This is a genomic window from Mesorhizobium sp. L103C119B0 (assembly GCF_000502235.1).
Taxonomy (GTDB): Bacteria; Pseudomonadota; Alphaproteobacteria; order Rhizobiales; family Rhizobiaceae; genus Mesorhizobium.
Window position 1 is genome coordinate 168,477 of the sequence record NZ_AYXE01000004.1, and the last position, 19,037, is coordinate 187,513.

The 19,037-nt window shown below is 64.0% G+C and carries 26 protein-coding genes, 3 pseudogenes and 1 riboswitch; of the genes and pseudogenes, 13 read left to right on the plus strand and 16 right to left on the minus strand.

Annotation, left to right across the window (positions count from 1 at the left end):
* Nucleotides 1-73: 73 nt before the first annotated feature.
* Together X728_RS157950 and X728_RS1000000167755 are read left to right on the plus strand one after the other, a co-directional pair.
* Entirely contained in the window at nucleotides 74-1,348 is a 1,275-nt protein-coding gene (locus X728_RS157950; RefSeq protein WP_023824439.1) for a DUF763 domain-containing protein, read from the plus strand.
* Nucleotides 1,349-1,465: 117 nt separating this feature from the next.
* Complete coding sequence (locus X728_RS1000000167755; protein ID WP_155923948.1) at nucleotides 1,466-2,263, plus strand: hypothetical protein; 798 nt, start codon at nucleotides 1,466-1,468, stop codon at nucleotides 2,261-2,263.
* A gap of 57 nt (nucleotides 2,264-2,320) precedes the next feature.
* Here the strand turns inward: X728_RS1000000167755 and X728_RS157945 are convergent, their stop codons facing one another.
* Nucleotides 2,321-3,205: an NmrA family NAD(P)-binding protein gene (locus X728_RS157945; RefSeq protein WP_023730350.1), complete on the minus strand. Its 885-nt coding sequence runs from the start codon at nucleotides 3,203-3,205 to the stop codon at nucleotides 2,321-2,323.
* Between the two features lie 203 nt (nucleotides 3,206-3,408).
* Here X728_RS157945 and X728_RS157940 point away from each other — a divergent pair, with 203 nt between their 5' ends.
* A complete protein-coding gene (locus X728_RS157940; RefSeq protein ID WP_023831082.1) occupies nucleotides 3,409-3,717 on the plus strand; it encodes a hypothetical protein in 309 nt (102 codons plus the stop codon).
* Between the two features lie 66 nt (nucleotides 3,718-3,783).
* On the opposite strand, the gene X728_RS157935 is transcribed toward X728_RS157940, so the two are convergent.
* From X728_RS157935 to X728_RS157925, 3 genes are all read right to left on the minus strand, one after another.
* Nucleotides 3,784-4,383, minus strand: coding sequence for a DUF6456 domain-containing protein (locus X728_RS157935; protein WP_023831083.1), 600 nt, complete (start codon nucleotides 4,381-4,383; stop codon nucleotides 3,784-3,786).
* A 326-nt stretch (nucleotides 4,384-4,709) separates the two neighbouring features.
* Nucleotides 4,710-5,402 (minus strand): GcrA cell cycle regulator, encoded by a 693-nt coding sequence (locus tag X728_RS157930; RefSeq protein ID WP_023831084.1) that lies wholly within the window; start codon nucleotides 5,400-5,402, stop codon nucleotides 4,710-4,712.
* Between the two features lie 85 nt (nucleotides 5,403-5,487).
* On the minus strand, nucleotides 5,488-5,862 hold the full coding sequence (locus X728_RS157925) for a hypothetical protein (RefSeq protein WP_023831085.1): 375 nt from the start codon (nucleotides 5,860-5,862) through the stop codon (nucleotides 5,488-5,490).
* A gap of 80 nt (nucleotides 5,863-5,942) precedes the next feature.
* Between X728_RS157925 and X728_RS157920 the strand changes: the two genes are divergently transcribed.
* A complete protein-coding gene (locus tag X728_RS157920; protein ID WP_023689008.1) occupies nucleotides 5,943-6,605 on the plus strand; it encodes a S24 family peptidase in 663 nt (220 codons plus the stop codon).
* A gap of 168 nt (nucleotides 6,606-6,773) precedes the next feature.
* Here X728_RS157920 and X728_RS157915 read toward each other — a convergent pair whose 3' ends face one another.
* From X728_RS157915 to X728_RS157900, 4 genes are all read right to left on the minus strand, one after another.
* A complete protein-coding gene (locus X728_RS157915) occupies nucleotides 6,774-7,781 on the minus strand; it encodes an ABC transporter substrate-binding protein (RefSeq protein ID WP_023672481.1) in 1,008 nt (335 codons plus the stop codon).
* A complete protein-coding gene (locus X728_RS157910) occupies nucleotides 7,778-8,560 on the minus strand; it encodes an ABC transporter ATP-binding protein (protein WP_023695506.1) in 783 nt (260 codons plus the stop codon). Before X728_RS157910 ends, X728_RS157915 begins: the two co-directional genes overlap by 4 nt.
* Nucleotides 8,557-9,399, minus strand: coding sequence for an ABC transporter permease (locus X728_RS157905; protein ID WP_023831086.1), 843 nt, complete (start codon nucleotides 9,397-9,399; stop codon nucleotides 8,557-8,559). The genes X728_RS157910 and X728_RS157905 overlap by 4 nt, the downstream gene beginning before the upstream one ends.
* Before the next feature lie 255 nt (nucleotides 9,400-9,654).
* Entirely contained in the window at nucleotides 9,655-10,263 is a 609-nt protein-coding gene (locus X728_RS157900; protein WP_023670364.1) for a YkoF family thiamine/hydroxymethylpyrimidine-binding protein, read from the minus strand.
* Nucleotides 10,254-10,366: riboswitch (TPP riboswitch) on the minus strand. (Overlaps the previous gene by 10 nt.)
* Nucleotides 10,367-10,564: 198 nt before the next feature.
* On the opposite strand from X728_RS157900, the pseudogene X728_RS157895 reads away from it, so the two are divergent.
* Nucleotides 10,565-10,861, plus strand: a pseudogene (locus X728_RS157895) (GSU2403 family nucleotidyltransferase fold protein); the annotation flags it as partial.
* Between the two features lie 370 nt (nucleotides 10,862-11,231).
* The gene (locus X728_RS157890) at nucleotides 11,232-11,483 is read left to right on the plus strand and encodes a hypothetical protein (protein ID WP_023684826.1); all 252 of its coding nucleotides are present in this window, start codon (nucleotides 11,232-11,234) and stop codon (nucleotides 11,481-11,483) included.
* 156 nt (nucleotides 11,484-11,639) lie between these two features.
* Here the strand turns inward: X728_RS157890 and X728_RS157885 are convergent, their stop codons facing one another.
* From X728_RS157885 to X728_RS157870, 4 genes are all read right to left on the minus strand, one after another.
* The gene (locus tag X728_RS157885; RefSeq protein ID WP_023695508.1) at nucleotides 11,640-11,879 is read right to left on the minus strand and encodes a DUF2934 domain-containing protein; all 240 of its coding nucleotides are present in this window, start codon (nucleotides 11,877-11,879) and stop codon (nucleotides 11,640-11,642) included.
* Between the two features lie 92 nt (nucleotides 11,880-11,971).
* Complete coding sequence (locus tag X728_RS157880; RefSeq protein WP_023670360.1) at nucleotides 11,972-12,187, minus strand: hypothetical protein; 216 nt, start codon at nucleotides 12,185-12,187, stop codon at nucleotides 11,972-11,974.
* Between the two features lie 98 nt (nucleotides 12,188-12,285).
* Nucleotides 12,286-12,615 carry a DUF1236 domain-containing protein gene (locus X728_RS157875; RefSeq protein WP_023670359.1) on the minus strand — a complete coding sequence of 110 codons (330 nt, stop codon included), beginning with the start codon at nucleotides 12,613-12,615 and terminating at the stop codon, nucleotides 12,286-12,288.
* Nucleotides 12,616-12,957: 342 nt separating this feature from the next.
* Nucleotides 12,958-13,260 carry a hypothetical protein gene (locus X728_RS157870; RefSeq protein WP_023689013.1) on the minus strand — a complete coding sequence of 101 codons (303 nt, stop codon included), beginning with the start codon at nucleotides 13,258-13,260 and terminating at the stop codon, nucleotides 12,958-12,960.
* A gap of 161 nt (nucleotides 13,261-13,421) precedes the next feature.
* Between X728_RS157870 and X728_RS0134665 the strand changes: the two genes are divergently transcribed.
* The 3 genes and pseudogenes from X728_RS0134665 (at nucleotide 13,422) to X728_RS1000000170950 (ending at nucleotide 14,119) form a co-directional block, all read left to right on the plus strand.
* Nucleotides 13,422-13,748: a hypothetical protein gene (locus X728_RS0134665; RefSeq protein ID WP_023689014.1), complete on the plus strand. Its 327-nt coding sequence runs from the start codon at nucleotides 13,422-13,424 to the stop codon at nucleotides 13,746-13,748.
* Between the two features lie 13 nt (nucleotides 13,749-13,761).
* Nucleotides 13,762-13,842 (plus strand): annotated as a pseudogene (locus X728_RS1000000172255) (PRC-barrel domain containing protein); the annotation flags it as partial.
* Between the two features lie 46 nt (nucleotides 13,843-13,888).
* Nucleotides 13,889-14,119 (plus strand): hypothetical protein, encoded by a 231-nt coding sequence (locus X728_RS1000000170950; protein ID WP_023702926.1) that lies wholly within the window; start codon nucleotides 13,889-13,891, stop codon nucleotides 14,117-14,119.
* A gap of 20 nt (nucleotides 14,120-14,139) precedes the next feature.
* Here the strand turns inward: X728_RS1000000170950 and X728_RS157865 are convergent, their stop codons facing one another.
* From X728_RS157865 to X728_RS157855, 3 genes are all read right to left on the minus strand, one after another.
* A complete protein-coding gene (locus tag X728_RS157865) occupies nucleotides 14,140-14,361 on the minus strand; it encodes a hypothetical protein (RefSeq protein ID WP_023693867.1) in 222 nt (73 codons plus the stop codon).
* 266 nt (nucleotides 14,362-14,627) lie between these two features.
* Nucleotides 14,628-15,035: a hypothetical protein gene (locus X728_RS157860; RefSeq protein ID WP_023695509.1), complete on the minus strand. Its 408-nt coding sequence runs from the start codon at nucleotides 15,033-15,035 to the stop codon at nucleotides 14,628-14,630.
* 153 nt (nucleotides 15,036-15,188) lie between these two features.
* Nucleotides 15,189-15,425, minus strand: coding sequence for a hypothetical protein (locus X728_RS157855; RefSeq protein ID WP_023670353.1), 237 nt, complete (start codon nucleotides 15,423-15,425; stop codon nucleotides 15,189-15,191).
* 233 nt (nucleotides 15,426-15,658) lie between these two features.
* Here X728_RS157855 and dinB point away from each other — a divergent pair.
* The 4 genes and pseudogenes from dinB (at nucleotide 15,659) to X728_RS1000000170225 (ending at nucleotide 17,685) form a co-directional block, all read left to right on the plus strand.
* A pseudogene (dinB, locus tag X728_RS0134675) lies at nucleotides 15,659-16,976 on the plus strand (DNA polymerase IV).
* 285 nt (nucleotides 16,977-17,261) lie between these two features.
* Nucleotides 17,262-17,360, plus strand: coding sequence for a hypothetical protein (locus tag X728_RS1000000168570; RefSeq protein WP_023670351.1), 99 nt, complete (start codon nucleotides 17,262-17,264; stop codon nucleotides 17,358-17,360).
* Between the two features lie 59 nt (nucleotides 17,361-17,419).
* Entirely contained in the window at nucleotides 17,420-17,518 is a 99-nt protein-coding gene (locus X728_RS1000000168575; protein WP_023684816.1) for a hypothetical protein, read from the plus strand.
* 74 nt (nucleotides 17,519-17,592) lie between these two features.
* Nucleotides 17,593-17,685 (plus strand): hypothetical protein, encoded by a 93-nt coding sequence (locus tag X728_RS1000000170225; RefSeq protein ID WP_023689018.1) that lies wholly within the window; start codon nucleotides 17,593-17,595, stop codon nucleotides 17,683-17,685.
* Nucleotides 17,686-17,775: 90 nt separating this feature from the next.
* On the opposite strand, the gene X728_RS157850 is transcribed toward X728_RS1000000170225, so the two are convergent.
* Entirely contained in the window at nucleotides 17,776-18,978 is a 1,203-nt protein-coding gene (locus X728_RS157850) for a hypothetical protein (protein WP_023831088.1), read from the minus strand.
* Between the last annotated feature and the right edge of the window lie 59 nt (nucleotides 18,979-19,037).

Here is a 19,037-nt window from a genome sequence, read left to right on the forward strand (position 1 = left end):
TTGCAAATCGCCCCCCAAATGCCATCTACATCACAGGCGCACCGCCGGTGCGCGGCATCCACGGAGCATTCACTTGACGCAGCGAAGCGGCAGTGCGGACTTGCCGCTGCATGGCGGGCGGGTTCCGAAATGGCTGGGCGATCGTATGACGCGGCTGGGTGCGGTGTTGTGCGAGGCGATCATCCATCACTATGGCCGCGACGAGCTGTTGCGGCGGCTGGCGCATCCGTTCTGGTTCCAGTCCTTCGGCGCCGTCATGGGCATGGACTGGCACTCCTCAGGCATCACCACCTCGGTCGTCGGCGCGCTGAAGCGCGGGCTGAACCCGATGTCGCGGGAGCTCGGCATCCATGTCTGCGGCGGGCGCGGCGCGCATTCGCGCAAGACGCCGCAGGAGCTGATGGCGATCGGCGAGCGCGTCGGCATCGATGGTGCGGCGCTTGCCACCGCCAGCCGCTTGGTCGCCAAGGTGGACAGTGCGGCCGTGCAGGACGGTTTCGACCTCTATCTGCACGGCTTCATCGTCACCGACGACAGCCGCTGGGTGGTGGTGCAGCAAGGCATGAACGGCGACAGCCGCCAGGCGCGGCGCTATCACTGGCTGTCGGAAGGGCTGACAAGCTTCGTCGACCAGCCGCATGCGGCGATCGAGGGCGAGCGGCAGGGCGAGATCGTCAACCTGACCGACCATCGCGCCGCGCCGTCACGTAGCGGCCAGATCGACCTGTTGAAGACCATGAGCCCGGAACGGATCCTCGACGAGCTTGCCGTGCTGGAGCCGCCGCCGAAAGCAGCGCCTGCGAAACCGGCGGCGCAGCCGATGCTGCCCAATCTGGTGATGCCGGCGCATCACGACGTGCGCGAGAGCGACATCGTCATGCACCGGCTGCACGGCAACATTTCCGCCGCCATCGAAAGCGGGCCGGCCGACTTTCCCGAGCTGCTGCTGGTGCCCGGCGTCGGCGCGCGCACGGTGCGGGCGCTGGCCATGGTGGCGGAAGTGGTGCATGGCGCGCCCTGCCGCTTCTCCGATCCGGCGCGCTTCTCGCTCGCCCATGGCGGCAAGGACCGCCACCCCTTCCCGGTGCCGCTGAAAGTCTATGACGAGACGATCGCGGTGCTGAAATCGGCCGTCGGCAAGGCCAAGCTCGGCCGCGAGGAAGAGCTCGGCGCGCTGCAGCGGCTGGATGGCGAAGCGCGTCGGCTGGAGCGCTACGTCACCGGGCCGAGCCTGAAGGAAATCGTCGCCGGCGAGTTCGATCAGTCGCATCTGCTGGGAGGGCGCAGTGTGTTCGGGTGGGAGGGGGCGGCGGAAAGCGACGACGGTTCAGACAGGGGCCGCCAGTAGCGGCCTGTCCATCATGCAGAGATAGTGCGCGGCCCATAGAAACACGTGCTCGGCTTGTTTTGATAATACTTGCAAAGACCCATTTCTCAAGTGATGCTCTGCCAGGCGAGGCTCGGCATGAAGACATTCGCATGGACGTTGGTTTTCGTGCTGCTGGCGATTGGCGGCGCGATCGCCCAAACGACGCCTGAGCCTGCCATACTGGCATATACACCGCCGATGCACTTCGTCGTTGTACGCAACAGCACGCCAGGATGCGAGCCGACATGCCCGGAATGGATTTCGGCGGAAGGTCACATCGTGGCCGGCACGCCAGCTTTGCTGAAGGCTTTGCTGAAAAAACTCGGCCCCCGCAAATTGCCTTTGGCGTTGAATTCCCCGGGCGGCGAGACCGATGCGGCGATGGCGCTTGGCCATATGATCCGCGCCAGCGGGCTCGACACGATGGTTGGCAAGACGGAGTTCTCCGAATGCGCGCCAGACACAAAAGCCTGCGGGCCGGGCGACCTCCGCTTCGGCGTCGCCAACCCCGTCGGCGCAGTCTGTTCGTCAGCTTGTACGATGGTTCTTGCGGGCGGCGTACGGCGCCTGGCAGACAGCCGCGCCTTTGTCGGCATTCACCGGATCATGCTGCCGACCGCCAAGAAAATCCACGGCAAGAAGACCATCGTCCTCGTTCCGATACCCAAATGGTATGAACGCAAGGTCGACAGCTATTTCACCGAGATGAAAGCAGGTTCGTGGATCGTATCGGCCATGCAAAAAATACCCGACGACAGCATACGATACCTCGTGACATACGAACTTTTGGACCTGAATCTGATAACCGAAACCGGTCACGGCGACACGCGCACCTCCATCGATATCTGCAAGACCACGCCGCCGGCGGGCAACTGCCGAACGGTCAGGCAATAGGAATAGCGGGCCACGTAGGTCGTCGAAGCGCCTGTTTCTCAACAGCAACCCTTCACTTTACGCGGCACCCTTCAACAGGTCTTCCGGCCGCCCCTCGACGAGCGCAGCAATATAGCTTTCCAGGCTGGTCGTGCCGCGCTCCGGGTTTTCCGGCTCCGCCGGCTTGTCCAGCGTGGCCCCGGTCATGCGGGTGTAGGACTCGGCCGCCGCTTTGGAGAAGCCGAGTTTTTCGTAGGTTTCTGTCCAGCGCTCGCGCGGCACCGTGACCACGCGCACGTTTTTGCGCAACGCCGCACTGAAGGCTGCGGCGACATCGGCGGCTGAGTAGCGCCGAGGGCCCTCGATATAGTGCGTGCCGGTCTTGTCCGTCGGCTCCAGCAGACGTCTCGCCGCGGCCTCGCCGAGATCCTGCGGCGCCACCATCGGCAGCTCGAAATCCGCCGGGAAGAAGGAGGTGATGACGCCGTCGCGCCGCGCCGTCTCCAAGGCCTGATCCCAGTTGCTCATGTAATAGGCGGCGCGGTTGATGCTTGCCGGAATGGCCTGGGCCTTCAGCTTCTGCTCGAGGCCGTAAAGGACGGTGAGATCGCCGACACCCTCGCCGGCCTGCGCGCCGTAGGTCGATTCCGCCACCAGCTTTTCGAGGCCGGAGCCCTCCAGCGCCGCCGCAATGGCGCCAACCGTCTTGCGCTCCTCGGCGTCGGTGTCGGTCGATGGATCGGCCGGCGGGTTGAGCAGAAACGCCCGCTTGCCGCGCCGCAAGACTTCACGCAGCGCCTCGACATCGAGCACATCGGCAACCGCGGCCTCCGCGCCCTGTTCAACCAACCATGCGGCCTTCGACTCGTCGCGCGTCACCACCGTGACATCCTCGCCCTGCCGCAACAGCGCCATTGCCGCCGCCGAGCCGACATGGCCGGTACCTCCAAGAATGACATGCATGGTCTCGTCCTTCCCTTGCTGATTCATGCCGGATTAATGGCTGGGGCGGCGAAGGGTTCAAAAATCGGGGGGCGATGCTGACAGGAGGTGACGCTGACTTTCCTCGCAATGCACGGCGCAGGGGTCGTTCGCATCTTGCAAAATTATGGAACGAGGTCGTGCCCAGCGAGTTATATTAGCGCAACCTTGAATAGGAGGCAGCTATGAGAAAGCTCCTGCTTGCTTCGGCTATCGCTATCACTGCGGCTGCGGCGATCATCGCCCCGGCGAATGCCGGCGGGCGCGTCGTGATCGGCATCGGCAACGGCTACTATGACGATGACTACAATGACAGCTATGGCGACTATTACGATCGCTACGCTCCTCGCCCCTACTACCAGTATGACGCCTACGACAACGGCTTCAGGTACCACAGGTATCACAGGCACCATCGCCATTGCCGTATAGAGTTGGTCAAGCATTGGCGCCATCATCACAGGATCGTCGAGGAAATTCGCGTTTGCGAACGGTGATCCGATAGGGTGAAACCGGTTCGGCCGGCATCTGCCGGCCGGCCGCTTCCTGCGCGGCTGCCGGCCTTATCGCGGCTTCCGCATCAGCATCATCCCGTAACCCACGGCCAAAAGGTCGAGCCCGACCTTCAACATCTTCACCACCACATCTCGTCCCTCGCCGGTGCGTTCGGCGAGCGCCTTCACCGACTGGCCTTCGAGGCAGATTTTGCGAACCACCTCCGCCACTTCCCAGTGGGCCATGGCGGCGATGGCATGGGTGTGGGCGCGGCCGGCGTTGAGCACGCGGTCGGGGATGCCGCCATTGATGCGGCCGCCGTCAATGCGCTCTTCCCACGGCATCGGCCGCAGCCCGTCACGCGAGGCGCGCTCAAAATCGTCGCGAAACCGTTGGCCGGCCTCGCGTTGCTGGCGCGTCAGTGAGGTGATGCCGACCAGCGGATCGACATTGCGCACCCGCACGATGCCGCCGGTCGCGGTGTAGCCGTCATTGGAGACCTCGTAGACGCGCCGCGCCTCTTCGGTGCCGACGCTCAACCGCTTGCGGCCGAAGCGATCGTCCTTCAGCGCGAAATCATGGCCGATCTCGCGGCGGATGCGCACCTGCTCGGCTTCGCCTGTGGGGAGTTTTGGTGGCTGCCGTTTCTGCGCGGTTTTTTTGCTCATCGGAGGATCCTTGTGGGATTGGGTTGTTGAGCCGGAAGGTTGGCGTTCCTTCGCGCCCCCCTCTGCCCTGCCGGGCATCTCCCCCACGAGGGGGAGATTGGCAGTTTCGGCGGCTGCGCCTCTGCAACGTTGGCAATTGGCGAAATCGGCGGCGATATCCGATCGCCCCCCTCGTGGGGGTTGAGGAGTGGTCCGCGAAGCGGACGGAAAGCCAATTGCTTGGCTTTCCGAGCGACGAACGTCCGGCAGGACAGAGGGGGGCGCTGTCCCGCCGGCTTTCGATCATTGGTGGGGTCGTCCGGAGGCGAGGAACGGAGCCCAGCCGCTCACACCACCTCCGCCACAGGTCGGTGGAAACGCGTCTGATGATATTCGCAGTAGCTTTTCAGCGCCCTTGTGCGCAGGCCGCAGCACAGCATCTCGAGCGCCGGCCGACTGCCGGGAGCATCGTTGTCGGGGTCTTCCTCCAGCGTCAGGTCGAGCGGCGCGCGGCAGCGGTCGAACAGGCAGTCGATGAAGCGCATGGCGGCGACATGCGGCTGACGCCCGAGCGAGGCAGGGCGCGGCGCCGGCACATTGAAGCGGTAGATTTCGCCGTCCACCACCAGCCGTCCTTCGCCCGGGATCGAGGGCGCCGGACGGGCTGGCAACAGAGGCCTGGCCGATGGCTGACGGCTCGGTTTGGCGGCCGGTTTGACCGGCGCGGCCTGCTTCGAAACTCCTACTTCCGTTACGGGCTTGCTTGGCTGCGCCGGCGGATTCCTCTTGGCGGTATTCTCGTTTGCCGCAGTCTTCCCCGTCGCATTCTTCCTCGGTCGGCCGCCGGACCTGCCGCCTCTGGGGTTGGCGAAGCCGATGGTCTTCAACGCGCTGTTGCGGTGGACGATGCCGATGATGGCATTGCGCGAGACCGGACTGCCGCGCAGCGCCGTGAAGCGGACGGCGATCCCTGTGGCCGACAGGCCATCCCTCAGCCAGACGGCGATCTCCTGCAATTCGGTGTCGGAATAGGCAGTCATGTCGGTATCCATTGATTGCGCGCGCAAAGACCGAGCGCCGGCCCCGAGGGCCCACGGGAAAAATCAGAGCGGATGGTCGGTGCGGTCAGCCGATACTGACGGCCGGCAGCGAGCCGGCGAGATGCCGCAAGGCGGCTTCGGCGGCAGCTTTGGTGATGGCGGAAACTGCCCTGCCCGTCAGCCGGTCGAACAGGATGACGGTGCCGTCTTCCGTGCGGATGCAGGAAAGGCCCTGCCCGCCGGAAACAGCCCTTGGCGCACCGGCGGCGCCATGGGCTGAAGAGGTGGCCGGAGCCGGGAGAGGAGCGGCTCCGGCCGTTCCGGTCGATCGGGGGGACGACGGTTCGACCGGATCCGGGGCAGAAGCCCCGGTTTGCGTCCGGACCGGGGAGGAGGACAGCCCGGACGATGGGAGAAAGCTGAGGATGTCTGCGGAAACGCTTGCGATTTGTTCGATCATGCGCTAAGCGTACGATATGTACGAAACGTACGCAAGCGAAATCGTACATATTGGACGATAAATTTCAGGCAATTTGTACGATGCAGGAACCGAGGCACAGATTGCAGCAGGCACGGGCGGAGGCGGGTTATGCCTCGCCGAGCGACGCTGCGCGGGCATTGCGCGACATCAACAAGAACACGCTGATCAGTCACGAGAATGGCAACCGGCCGCTGTCGCGCAAGGCGGCGGAGAAATACGGCCGCTTGTTCGGCGTCGATCCCGGCTGGCTCTTGTTCAACGGCGACGGCGGCAGCCTTTCGGGTGGCCATTTCGGCTTTGACGAGTCGGGCCGGCAGATCCCGATGCCGTCGCTGGCCACCGTCGACGTGCCCATCGTCTCATGGATCAGCGCCGGCGAACTCGGCAGCCAGGACATGGTGGTCAATCTCAGCGACTATCCGACCATCCCCACCACCGATCTGGAGCAGGGCCAATGGATTGCGCTACGCGTCGACGGCCCGTCGATGAACAAGATCTCGCCACCGGATTCGATCATCTTCGTCAACCTCAGGGACAAGCGGCTGGTGACTAATGGCTGCTACGTCATTTCGGACGAATCCGGCCAGGCCACCTACAAGCGCTACCGCCCCAACGAGAACCCGCCCTTCCAGCCGGCCTCCTACATGGACATCCCGCCGCCGGCGCTCGAAGGCGCCATCACCATCATCGGCCGGGTGAAGCGCTCGATGATCGATATGTGAGGGAGAAGGCGGTGAGGCGCAATCTCCCCCCTCGAGGGGGAGATGGCCGGCAGGCCAGAGGGGGTCGCCGCGCGTAAGGCGCTGACGTCCTCTGTCCGCGATAGGAAGTCGCGTCAGGACGTACCGACCCCCTCTGTCGCCTTCGGCGACATCTCCCGAGGGGGGAGATTACGCGCCCAAAAACTCGTTCGTAAAATACCCCCCGAAATCCGGCTTCTCCTTCAGAACCTTGCCATCGCCATCGAGCAATATGCCGGCGTTGAAGAGATAGGTTCCCATCGCCTCGATCTTGGCCTTGTCGATGGTGCCGATGACGCCGGCCTGGCTTCTGAGGAAGTGCCCGTCGACGAGCATCTTCAGCGAAGCGTGGATCAGCGCCGGGTCGGTCAGCGCATCCTTGTTGGAAGCGATCAGCAGATCGCCGGCTTCCTGCGGGTGATCGCAGGCAAATTGGTAGCCGCGCCGCGTCGCCTCGACAAAGGATGACGCCGCCTTTGGATTTGCCTGGAGATAGGCATCACTGGAGGCGATCAAGGTGGTGTGCTCGTCGGGCACGCCGTAGTCGGCGTAGCGGAAGCCGCGCTGCCTGACGCCTTTCAACTCGGCAGCGACGCCTTCCCAGGTCGAGACCTCCAGCGTGAAGTCGACCGAGCCGTTGGCCAGCGCCTCATAGGCCGAGGTGCCTAATGTCACCGTCTCGAAAACGCCCTTGCCGCCATCGTGGCGGATGATGGTCGAGATCAGCGTGTTTTCCCAGGCGCTGCCGAAGCCGCCATAGGTCAGACCGTCGAGATTCCTGGGACTCTTGATCTCGCCGCGATCCGCGTTGAAGACCAACCGGCCGGTCTCCTGCTGGACCACGGCGTAGACCGCCTTGAGATCGGCGCCGGCAGCCCGCTGGGTAAACAGGCCAACGCCGGCAATGCCGAAATCGGCGATGCGGTTGGCGACCAGCGTGCCGGCGCCAGTATCGCCATAGGGCAGGATCTCAACATCGAGCCCGGCCTCGTTGTAGAATCCTTTGTCGCGGGCAACGAACAGGCCGACATGGTTGGTGTTGACCGTCCAGTCGAGCGCAACGGTGATTTTTTGCGCAGCCGCATGAGCGCGCGAGGCCAGCGGCAGTCCGGCAGCCAGCGTCAGCAGCAAAGCCTGCCGGCGTGTGAATTCGGTCATGAAAAACTCCTTTGAGCGGTCTGCGGAAACAAGCCCCGGTCAGTCCCGGGATTGAGCAGCGTGTCGAGGATGTCGGCTTCGAGCGCGGCGGCCTGGCGCGCGGCATCGCTGCCGGTGGTGCGCGGGCGCGGCAGCGGCACGGCAATCTCGCCGATGATGCGGGCCGGCCGCGCCGACATCAGATAGATGCGATCGGAGAGGTAGACGGCTTCGCGCACGTCATGGGTGATCAGCAGCGCCGTCCAGCGTTGGCGCTGCCACATGCCTTCCAGCCAGCGCTGCATACCCGCGCGGGTCAGTGCATCCAGCGCGCCAAAGGGCTCGTCGAGCAGCAGCATGTCGCGCTGCTGCACCACGGTGCGCAAAAGGGCGGCGCGCTGGCGCATGCCGCCGGAAAGCTCGGCCGGCCAGGCGCGCTCGAAACCGGCAAGGCCGAACTCAGCGAACAACGGCGCGACGCGTTCGCGCGCCGCCTTGCGGCCAAGACCCTGCACTTCCAGCCCCAGCGTCACATTGTCGATGACGCGCCGCCACGGCATCAGCGCGTCGCGCTGCGGCATGAAGGCGAAGGGGCTGCCCTGCAATGGCGCGCCGTCGAAGCGCATGTCGCCCTCGCCTTTCAGCGCGCCGGTCAGCAACTGGAACAGCGTCGACTTGCCGGCGCCGGAAGGGCCGAGGATGGAGACGAACTCGCCGGCCGCGACATGAAGCGAAATGCCGGCGAGCACCTCAAGCGCGCCGAAGTTCTTCCTGATGTCCCGGAGTTCGAGCCGCGTCATTGACGGTTCTCTTCTGCAGCTTCAACCTTGCCGTCGCGGCTTTCGCTCCCTGCATTCTCCCAAGGCATGGCGAAGCGCTGGACGAGCACCGCAATGGCGAACAAGACAAGCGTGAGCGCGGCGCTGACGGCGACCGCGGCGAGCACCAGATCGGGCCGAAAGTTGTTCTTGGCATTGAGCATGTAGATGCCCAGCCCCTTCGCCGCCCCCGCATATTCGGCGAAGATCGCGCCGACGACGGCGTAGGTGATGGAGATGCGCAGCCCGGCGAAGAAATAGGGCAGCGCCGAAGGCAGGCGCGCCAGCCAGAAGATGCGCCAGCGCCCTGCCCCCATGGTGGCGAGCATCTGCGAAATCGCCTTGCTGGTCGCGGCAAAACCCTCGACCAGCGCCACCATCATCGGGAAGAAGGTAACGAGCGCCACAAGCAAGATTTTTGGCATCAGCCCGAAGCCGAACCACAGTACGATGAGCGGCGCAATCGCGACCAGCGGCAAGGTCTGGCTGATAATCAGCAGCGGAAACAGCGCGCGGCGCAGCGGGGCCAAGAAATCGACCAGCGCCGAAAGCACGAAGGCAGCGACCAACGAGCAGGCGAAGCCGGCTGATGTGGCGCGGATGGTGGGCAGCGTGTTGTCGGCAAGGGCAGCGCGATGCTCCCAGGCCTGCTGCAGCACGCGCGACGGCGCCGGCAGCATGGTGGGCGCAGCGCCACCATAGCGGGCGTAGAGCTCCCACGCCGCGAGGAGCAGGGCGGAGGCGCAGGCGGCGGGGATGGTCTTGGCGATGGCTGCGGCTAATCTCCCCCCTCGAGGGGGAGATGTCGCCGAAGGCGACAGAGGGGGTCGTCTCGCATAGAGCGCCCACGCCTTGCCGATGCGAAAAGGACGTCGGCGCTCCACGCGCTGGGACCCCCTCTGGCCTGCCGGCCATCTCCTGCTCGAGGGGGGAGATTCGTGGGCATCGCGGTCTTCGCCAATCGCCAATGGCTCCCCTCCTCTCTGTGCTGAGGGGTCAGAGGCATCTCCTCCACGCAATGGGTCAGATAAACCAGCCACGGCAATATCCTCAAGGAACGACGCTTGAGCCGCGGCTCAGACGGCGCTCGGGCTGTTCGCCGAGATCGTGATGTCGAGGGTGACGTGGCCGGCGCCGGGGCCGAAGCGGCAGAAGGCCTCGTTGAGCGTGGCAAACACCGCACCGGCATCGCCACGCAATTTGGTGCAGAAGTTCTTTGAGCGCTCAAAGACGCCGGACTGTTTCAGGAAATCGATGCAGCCGTAGATCTCGTCCATATGGTCGCCCGTGCCCATAACGTAGAGCGAGAACTGCGCCGCCACCGGCTGGCCGGTCGACGGCGTGGCCTGGACAGCGCGGATCGCGGCGATCTTGCGCTCGTCCAGCGGAATGGCGGGGCCGCCGGTCTCGTCGGAGCGGCAGATCGGATCGTCGGGCTCGCCCGGACAGCCGCGCGAGACCGCCGCCGAAAGCACGCAGTGCTTGCCGCTTTTGGCCGCCGCGACGAACAGGTCGCGCATGGCGGGAAACAGCACCTCGGGCGGCCCGACCATAAGGGTCGAGATGTCATCGGTTTCGATCCGCAGCCGGTCGCGCCAGGGATCGAGCGCGCCGAGCGCGCCGAGGATGACGCCGACGAAATCGTCGGTCATGGGATAAAGGGAAATCTGTGCGCCTGAAAACATCGCCCGCCTCGCTCCGCTGGTATTATCCAGATCAGCTTTAGGGTCCGAAGGCTTGCCGCCCTCATCTCAGCCCCGACGATACGGAGCACCCCTGTGGATGGGCGGGTTAAAGCACCGTTCGCGGCATTGGGGAAGCCGTTTGTTGAGGCACTGCGGGAAAGTGTTTTGGGCCAGACGTGCCGGGCGCCCGGGCGTTAACAGACGACTCGTCAGTTCGTTGCGTTATAACGTTTCCACGAACTTCTTATAACTGCGTTGAAATTCAAGCTGATAAACGTAATTATAAGAAAACGGCAGAGACTCCGCGCAGCCCTTACGGTTTCTGGATTTCCTTATCCGCGACCCCATCCGGACTGTGCTCCTGCATCGCTCGGGCTTGCCTGTGCTGGTCCCCTCGCCCCAGCGCTACGCCATCCACAAGCTGATCGTCGCCTCGCGACGCGGGCCGAGCGCTGGCGCCAAGCGGGAGAAGGATCTCCATCAAGCGCGCCTGCTGACCCAAGCGCTCGAAGCCACGCGTCGCCAGGACGACCTTGCCTTCGCCTTCATGGAAGCGTGGGACAAGGGCGAAAACTGGCGCGAGACGATCCGGGGCGGCTTGAACCTGTTCGACGCCGCCACGAGGGAAAACAGTCACACCATCCTGGGGAAATCCCTCCGCGAAATTGGTGCGACTCCTGAAGGATTCACGATGCGGGATTAGCTGAAGCGACCGCTGCTATATTCATTTCCATCGTCCCAACCGTACGAAATTGGCTTGACGCTTATTCGTACATAAAGTACGATATCTCTTTTCGCAGAGAGGAATGTCCTTGAGCACAGCGAACCATGTTGCCTTCGCCGATCTCTCTCGGCCTTTGCTGTCACCCCCGTCGTTGCCGCCGCCTTTGTTGCCGCCGCCTTTATTGCCGCCCCCTTTGTTGCCCTTGTCATTCGATCAGTGCGAACGCCTCGCCGGGGCTTGGCGAATGGCCAGCCAAGACATCGCCGACGACATCCGCTTCATCCGCCAATATCTGAAAGTCGTTGCCGAGAAGGACGAGAGGCTGTCGACCGGCACCCTTGTTCACAGCCGCGCCTATGTCGAGGCCTGCGCCGGCTGGCTGCCACAGACTGTAACGCGCTATCTGCGCCACCTGCGCCAGATCACCGAATGCGAACTGGCCATGACAGCTGCCGGCATTCGCTTTGCGCTGTCGAGTTATGCCTGGGAGGCATGAGGGCGCCTGTCGCCAAACACAAGGAATTGCGCTGCCCGTCGCAGGCGCAATTCGTCAGGTTGAGAGGCTCGGGCGCGCCTGAACGGCGGGCGCCAAGGATGGCCCCGGCCAGCGAATTCCGGCCTTGCTTTATTTCGACTGGCCTTATTTCTGGCCTTATTTCGATTTGGCTTTGCCGGACTTTGCGGCGGCAGGCTTCGCCGCCTTTGGCTTGGCGGCTGCCTTGGGGGGCTTGGCGTCAGCTTTCTTCGCCGCCTTTTTGGGCTTGGCGACCGCGCCATCGACTTCAGCCGTGGCCTGCTCCCAGTGTTCCTGATGCGCGCCTTCAGGCCGGCCGGCCTTTTCCCAGATCTCGTGCGCGCGCTGGCGAATGCGGTCCTGTTTGTCGTCCGTCACTTAAGCCTCCGTGGTTGGGTCCGGTCGGTTGGTCCAGATTCCACGAAAACATTAGCCGAAAATTCGGCCGGCGTCTTGAGTGACGAGACATCTCAGCGCGGGTCGGAAATCACCGCAACGCCGAGCAGCGCCGCTTTCTTGACGATCAGCCCGGCGAGGTCGGCATCCGAACGATCGGTGCCGGTGCGCTCCCGCAGGAGCGCGATCGCTTCCTTCATCGATAACAGCGCCGTGTTGCGCTCGGCCAGCAACTTGTCGCAACACGCCGCAACATTGGCGGAGTTCGGGGTCTCGACATGCGGCAACATGGCAATTCTCCTTTCATCATGTTCGTCATTCGGCCCTGCCGCCCTTTTGGGAAGAACGACAGGGCCGTATCACCGATGAATGGTTAGGTTGTCGAGCGTTACTCGACCACCTCGACAATCCTGCGCGTGCTGGGGTCGACCAACACGGTATGGTTGTCGACGACGGCGTATCTGTACTGAACGTCGGGAACCTCCTGCAGCTCGACAGTGTCAGGCAAGGCAGTGCCGACATTCAATTCGACGCCGAGCAGATTGACCGAGGCAAGCGGATGTTTCTTTACGTATTGGTGCACGACCGTGCGCTGTTCCGGGGTGATGATCACCTGCTGCTGTGCCGGCTGCGTGACGATGACCTCGTCGGCGGCGGCAATGCCGATACCAGCGATCATGGCGAGCCCGGCGACGGCGGGAATAAGGATGGTTTTCATCTTCGTCTCCTGTCGTTGTTGGCGAGCTCCGCCGTGTTCCCGCATGAGGCGAAAACAGCGCAGATCGAGGTGGCGGGCTCCTGGAGGCAAACGCAGCCGGTACGGTCTTGTTCCGCAAGCGGAGACTAAATTGATCGGCTTCCGGTCATGCCAGCAGAACCCGCACCCGCAAGATTCGCATTGAAGCACAATCCCTCAGGAGACCTTCGACATGGACGATGCACGGCTCCAATTCCGGTGGCGATCGCGGCCGGCGCCGGCATTGATCCGGTGACCGCGTCGTGCCCGGCCAAGACCGGAACCGACCGCCTTCGTGCCACGCCGTGAAGTTTCAAGCAAAGGTCATTGCTTCGGCGGCTGCGCAGGCACCTCGCCAGGCTTGATCACCGGCGTCTTGCCCTGATCCGGCGGCGGCTGCGTCATACCCTGGTCACCACTGGGCGGCGGCTGCAGCACGCCGCCGCAGGGACCGAGCGTGCTGGACGATTCGCCACCGCCATTGGCGGCCGGCGGCTTCTGACCATCGTCCTGAGGCTGCGCCTGGCAAGGCGCGGCAGGGCCGTGCTGGTCGCTATTGTCCTGCGCGGCCGCCGGGTCGACCAGCGCCAAGAGCAGCACGCATGGGATGAGGGGGAAAGTCTTCATGGTCCAGCTCCTCTGGATTCATCACCTTGGCAAAGCAGACTAGTCCTTGGCAAAGCAGACTGGCGGCAATTGGTTCCACTGAAGCTGGAGTGGTTGCTGGAACCTGGCAGCCGGAAGTGAGTTCCACCTTCTCGACGCTAAGCCGCCCAGAGGAGGCAATCATGGAACGAAACAGAAAACCCAATGACGAGGTCGAGGCGCCACCGAGCAAAAACGATGCCCGCGACAGGATCGCCAATGATGAAGTGGAAGCGCCGACGCCGGGTCGGCAGGATTGGGATGCGCTGCGTGGCGCAACGGTCCTGCCCGACGGAGCAGATGAGGAAAGCCTGCCGGACACCACCGGTGTCGAGAAGGAAGGCGAACTGCCCGAGGAGGATGACGACAACCCCTACCAAGACAGTGACGATGCCTTGCCCGACGACGCCGAGGAAGCCGCCATTGGTCACGACCTGGCGAGGCGCGGCGGCCCGTTCGACGACGTGTAAGGCAGCGACCGCGGACTTTCGAGAGGTTTCCCGGGACGTCCACGCCGTCACCAGTTGGACCAAGTATGAGCTGAAGGCGATGCCGGAGCATCGCGATATTTCGAAGGATCCGGCTGGCCGGATCCTTCGTTTAAGGCGCCTTGGCGGTTTGGCTTAGCCCTTGTGGTCAAGGGCTGGACGGCGACAATCTCGGCACCTTCGACAGCCGAGAAGCAGCCGAGAAGCACGAACGCGAAGCCCAATATTTCAAGCGCCGTCGAGGCCGCTCGCCTGAAATCTTCAAAGTGCGCAAGAAATCCCCGCCGCGGGCGGTGCAGACACGCTCCGGCATCGCGGCGCTGCGAACCGGGCCATCGACCGCCGGCACTTGAGTGCCGACGGGCTCTGACCTTCAATTCGACCCGGGATCGCCGAGCGCCTCGGTGACGAAGGACGCCGCGATCAGGTCGTCGGCGTCGAGGCGTAGGGAGCCTTCGACACCTCCCATGATGGCTGCGACCTTCTGGAAGGTCTGCATCTCGTGTTCAGTAACGCTGGCGTCTCGCATCCTGGCTTTCAGATCGGCGATGCGTCGGCCCAGTGAGGCCGACGTTCCGATTTCTCTTTTCGACATGGTGGCCTGCTCCTCCCCCAACCCATGCTGTGGACGTACTCAAGTCTGCCTATATATAAGGCAGCGCGAATACAGTCGCCGCAACGCGCGATATCTGGGAAGGTTCCGGCGCCAAATAGTCACGAAATAATACGTGGTGGGACTCGGGTATGTTAAGCGCCGACGCGGCGATAGACACCGCAGCCAGCGGCTGCGGCCATCGGCCTGGCCAACCCGTGTCGCGGGTCGCGAATGCGGGTCGGACTTTGATCGCCGCGCGCGAACAGTCAGCGAGAGGCCGGAACCACGCCGGACACCGAGCGCGCCGTTTCGGGCGAAAACACCACGAAAGCAAAAACCAGAACGGCAGCGGCGATAATGAGCGAGCCGCCGGCGACGATCGGTTCAAGCGCCGGGTTTCCCTGCAGCATCACGTACAGCGCCGGCAGCATGATCACCAAGCCGAGAGTGTAGAGCCCGTAGTGGATCATGGCGACGCGACGCGCCGCCTTTTGCGGATTGAGCGCGTAGTAGCCGCCGAAGATGGCGCTCGTCACCCAACCGAGCAGATTGATATGCGCGTGCGCCGGAAAAGCGGCGTGGTCGCCCGAGATCGCCATCTGCAGGCCGGCCGCAATCCCCAACATCAGGAACAAGATGGCAGTTTTGAAAAAGAGTTCCGAAATCCTCGGCATGTCATTTCTCCCCCTATGCGGTCTGCGACCGCTTGCGTCCTGGAGAATACACCCACGCCCAGAAATTTTCCACGCCGCGCTTATGGGCCATGCCTGCACAGCTTTTTGCACGCTGTTCGACTTTTCTGGCTGCCACAACCCGGCGCCGCCCCGCTACGGCGTCAGCAAGATGTCGGCGCCCGCTCGCTCGTCGAAAACCACCGCGCAGCCGCGCCCCAGCGCCACTGCCGACAGCGCGTTGGCCACCGTCTCGTCCGGCGATACGAAATCACCGGTCAGCACTCGCAACTCCTCCACCGCCCTGGCCATTGACACGCAGTGCCCGGCAACGCGATCGCTCGTGCAGGCGTCAATGACGCTGACGAGGTCGATCATCTCGAACTGGCCCATACCGGCCTCCACAAAAACAGCGTCCCGTCGCGGATATGAACGCCGAGGCGAGAGACAATGTTCCGCAGGTCCGATGCCCAGGCGGAGCACTCGACAGCCCGACCTGGAACGGGCCGGCCGGCGACAACCGCTTCGCTTGACAATAGGCCCTGTTTGTTCTCTATTTGTTCGGCAAAAACGCCTCTCACAACAGACGCGGCTAATGCTGCAACGCCGCAAAGGGAACGGTCGGGATGGAGCCCACCATCCTGCATGCGGATCTCGACGCCTTCTACGCCTCGGTCGAGCAGCTGCTCGACCCGGCGCTCAGGGGCAAGCCGATCGCCGTCGGCGGCGGCGTCGTGCTTGCCGCTTCCTACGAAGCCAGGGCTTTCGGCGTGCGCGGCGGCATGCCCGGACGACGCGCGCGCGAGCTTTGCCCCGGACTGATCTTCGTCGGCGGCCATTTCGCCGACTATCAGCGGCTGGGCGACGCCGCCATCAAGGTGCTCGACGATTTCACGCCGCTGGTCGAGCGGATTTCCATCGATGAAGCCTTTGCCGATGTGGCCGGCTGCACGCATCTGTTCGGACCGCCGGCCGAGATCGCCGCCACGGTGCGTCGGCGCGTCCGGGCAGAGCTCGGCCTGCCGATCTCGATCGGCGTGGCGCGCACCAAGCATCTGGCCAAGATCGCCTCGCAGGTGGCCAAGCCCGACGGCCTAGTGGTGGTCGATCCGAACACCGAACTTGCCTTCCTGCATGATCTGCCGGTCGGCCTGATGTGGGGCGTCGGCCCGGCGACCAAGGCGCGGCTGGCCGAGATCGGCATCGAGACCATCGGCCAGTTGGCAAAGACGCATAGCGGGGCGCTGCGAAGGTTGCTCGGGCCCGCCGCCGGCGAAAAGCTGGCGTCGCTGGCATGGAACCGCGACCCGCGAAAGCTCGAAACCCACAGGCCGTCGCATTCCGCCGGCGCGCAGTCGGCGCTTGGCAGACGGCCGGCCGAGGCGCGTATCTTCGGACCCGTCCTGCTGCATCTGGCAGACCGGGTCGCCAGCCGGCTCAGGGCGAAATCACGGCCCGGACGCACGGTGACGGTGCGCGTGCGTTTCGCCGATCTGCACGCTGTCACACGCTCGCTGACGCTCGATCAGCCGATTTCGGCAACCGCGATGCTGGCCGAAATGGCCGGGGAGCTGGTGCGCGGCGTGCTGGCCGCCAACCCTCGGGAGAAGACCATCTCGCTACTGGCGATCTCGNATGGCCGGGGAGCTGGTGCGCGGCGTGCTGGCCGCCAACCCTCGGGAGAAGACCATCTCGCTACTGGCGATCTCGGTGTCGCAGCTGGAAGAAAGTGCCGAGCTGCAGCTGGAGCTGCCGCTCGGGCTTGCCGATGAAAAGCAGCGACCCGGCAGCAGGCAAGGCCTGGCGCGCTTTGGCGCCGACCGCGCCATCGACAAGATCCGCCAGCGCTTTGGCAGAGAGGCTGTCGGCTACGGCGCCGTGGCGCTGGAAGCCCGGCGCTCGGTTCCCGATGCCTTCCGCGAACTGGCGGAAAAGGAACTGTGAGTGCGGCGCGACGGCGAGGCCAATGTTTAGGCTGGGCCAGTCCGCGCTGCATTGCCGCTCTGTTTGAGCAGGCCGACCAACCAGGCCAGACCCGCCGCAGTTTCGGACATTTTTCGCACCGCAACCCGGCCACGCCATGCACGCCCAAGAACAACGCTTTGTCGATGAAGGTGGACTTGCAGTTAGTGCATCGGGACCGAGAAAACCCGGGGCGGGACGACGGCGCCGCGAAGGTTGACAGTGCCGATCCGTCTGGCATTATCGCGTAAGCTTGGAGGATTCACTATGAAGAAAACCTATTCGAAGCCTGTTCTGGTCAAAAAAGGCAAGCTTTCGCAGGTTACGGCGCTCGCCAATGGAGCGGGTTCCGGCCCGATCGAGTGAAGTCGTTGAGTCGGACTGTCGCCTGATCTGGCGGCCTCGCCTGACACTGGAGATGCGGCATGAAGAAGACCTATTCGAAGCCGGTGCTGGTCAAGAAGGGCAAGCTCTCGCAGGTTACAGCCGACAATGGTAACGGCTCCGGGCCGGTCGCCGTCTAGCGGCCCGATTATCCGACGCCTCGTGCCGTCTGGCCGGGAACGGGGCTTTGGGTGCCCGACGTGGAGAGTGGAAAATGAGGAAGACCTATTCCAAGCCAGTGCTGGTAAAAAAGGGCAAGCTCTCGCAGATCACCGCGAACGGCGCTTCTGCTCCTATTCCGGGCTAAACTCGTTCCCCGGTAGATCGAGATCCTCCTGGCAGAGTCGGGCGGCTTGATCGTTTCCGGAGCATGATCTCCCGCAGGCGGCGGGACCGTTCAGCGCACAACCACCAGATCGTCGAGCACTAGCTGCCAATAGTGGCTCGTGGAGAGGCGTACGCGCGTCACCGCCGCCAGCATCGGCGCATAGTGGACGGGCGCCAGTGCCGATAGGACGATCGTGTCGCTGGCGATCAGCCGGTCGCCAAGCCAGCTCTCGACCAGTGCGGTTTCGCCTTCGGACTTCAACCATGCCGCTGTCAGCATCACGGAATGGAACCCGAACGGTTTGTCGCTCGAGAATTCGGCCGGGTGTCCGCTGCTCGTATAGCAGACATGGTCTCCCGAGATATTGCCGTTGACGTAGCCTTCGCTGCCTTCGGTATGATCGCGCGCCAGTGCGTTCAGGTTGAACCAGGTCAACCCGGCATAACCGGACGGCACCTTGCGCAGGCCGCGCGTCGTGACATCGTCGAAACCGATGGCCTGCAAGGACGCGGCGCTGTCGACAGCCGCGTTCTCGGGCGACAGCAGGCCGAGCTCGGTCGGGTAGGCGGACAAGGCCAGTCGTCGTTCCATGCCATCGCCGGTGACTTCGATCGCGTCGGCGTCATCGGGCAGATCGAGACGGAAGCCAGCCCCAGCACTTAGCGGATGCACCGCCACCTCTTGCCCTTTCGCCATCACCGAGATGCTCGCCGAAGCACCGTCCGCTACGCGGCCGCTGAGCCGGCGTATCGCAAACAGGCCGACCGGCTGCAGCATTGCTTCCGAGGCCAGCCCGGTGGGCGAGCCCGGCAGCGGCCGGAGGTGCTGCGACTGGACCTCGTTGGCGCTGCTGGAGCACCAGCCGGGCGGAACCGACACGGTGAAGCGGTAGCTGCCCGGCACATGGATGAGCGCGGCCCGACGTTTCGTCGACGCCAGGAAATTGGCAAAGCCGCCGCGATTGCTCCGCGCCGCGGCGACGAAGCGGCCGTCGCCATCATGCAGTCTGACCATGATGCCAGCCATCGGGCGGTCGCCGAGCCCGTAGCGGCCGTCGCGATCGGCATCGAAATAGACAAAGGACGAATGATTGAGCTTGCCGTGGTTGCCCGACCAGTCGCGGCGCACGGCGTAGTCGTTGGCCGGATCTTCACGAAGCCGGGCTCTGCGACGAGACCGCGCCAGCCGCCAGGCCAAAGCCGCAACGACAGCGGCGAACCCGACAAGGAGTATTGCCTTGATCACGGACGGCTCAAGCAATGCTGTCGGCATCTGGATCTCCTGCACATACATCGATCCATATATCGATGCTGCAGGCGCTTGAGCAACCG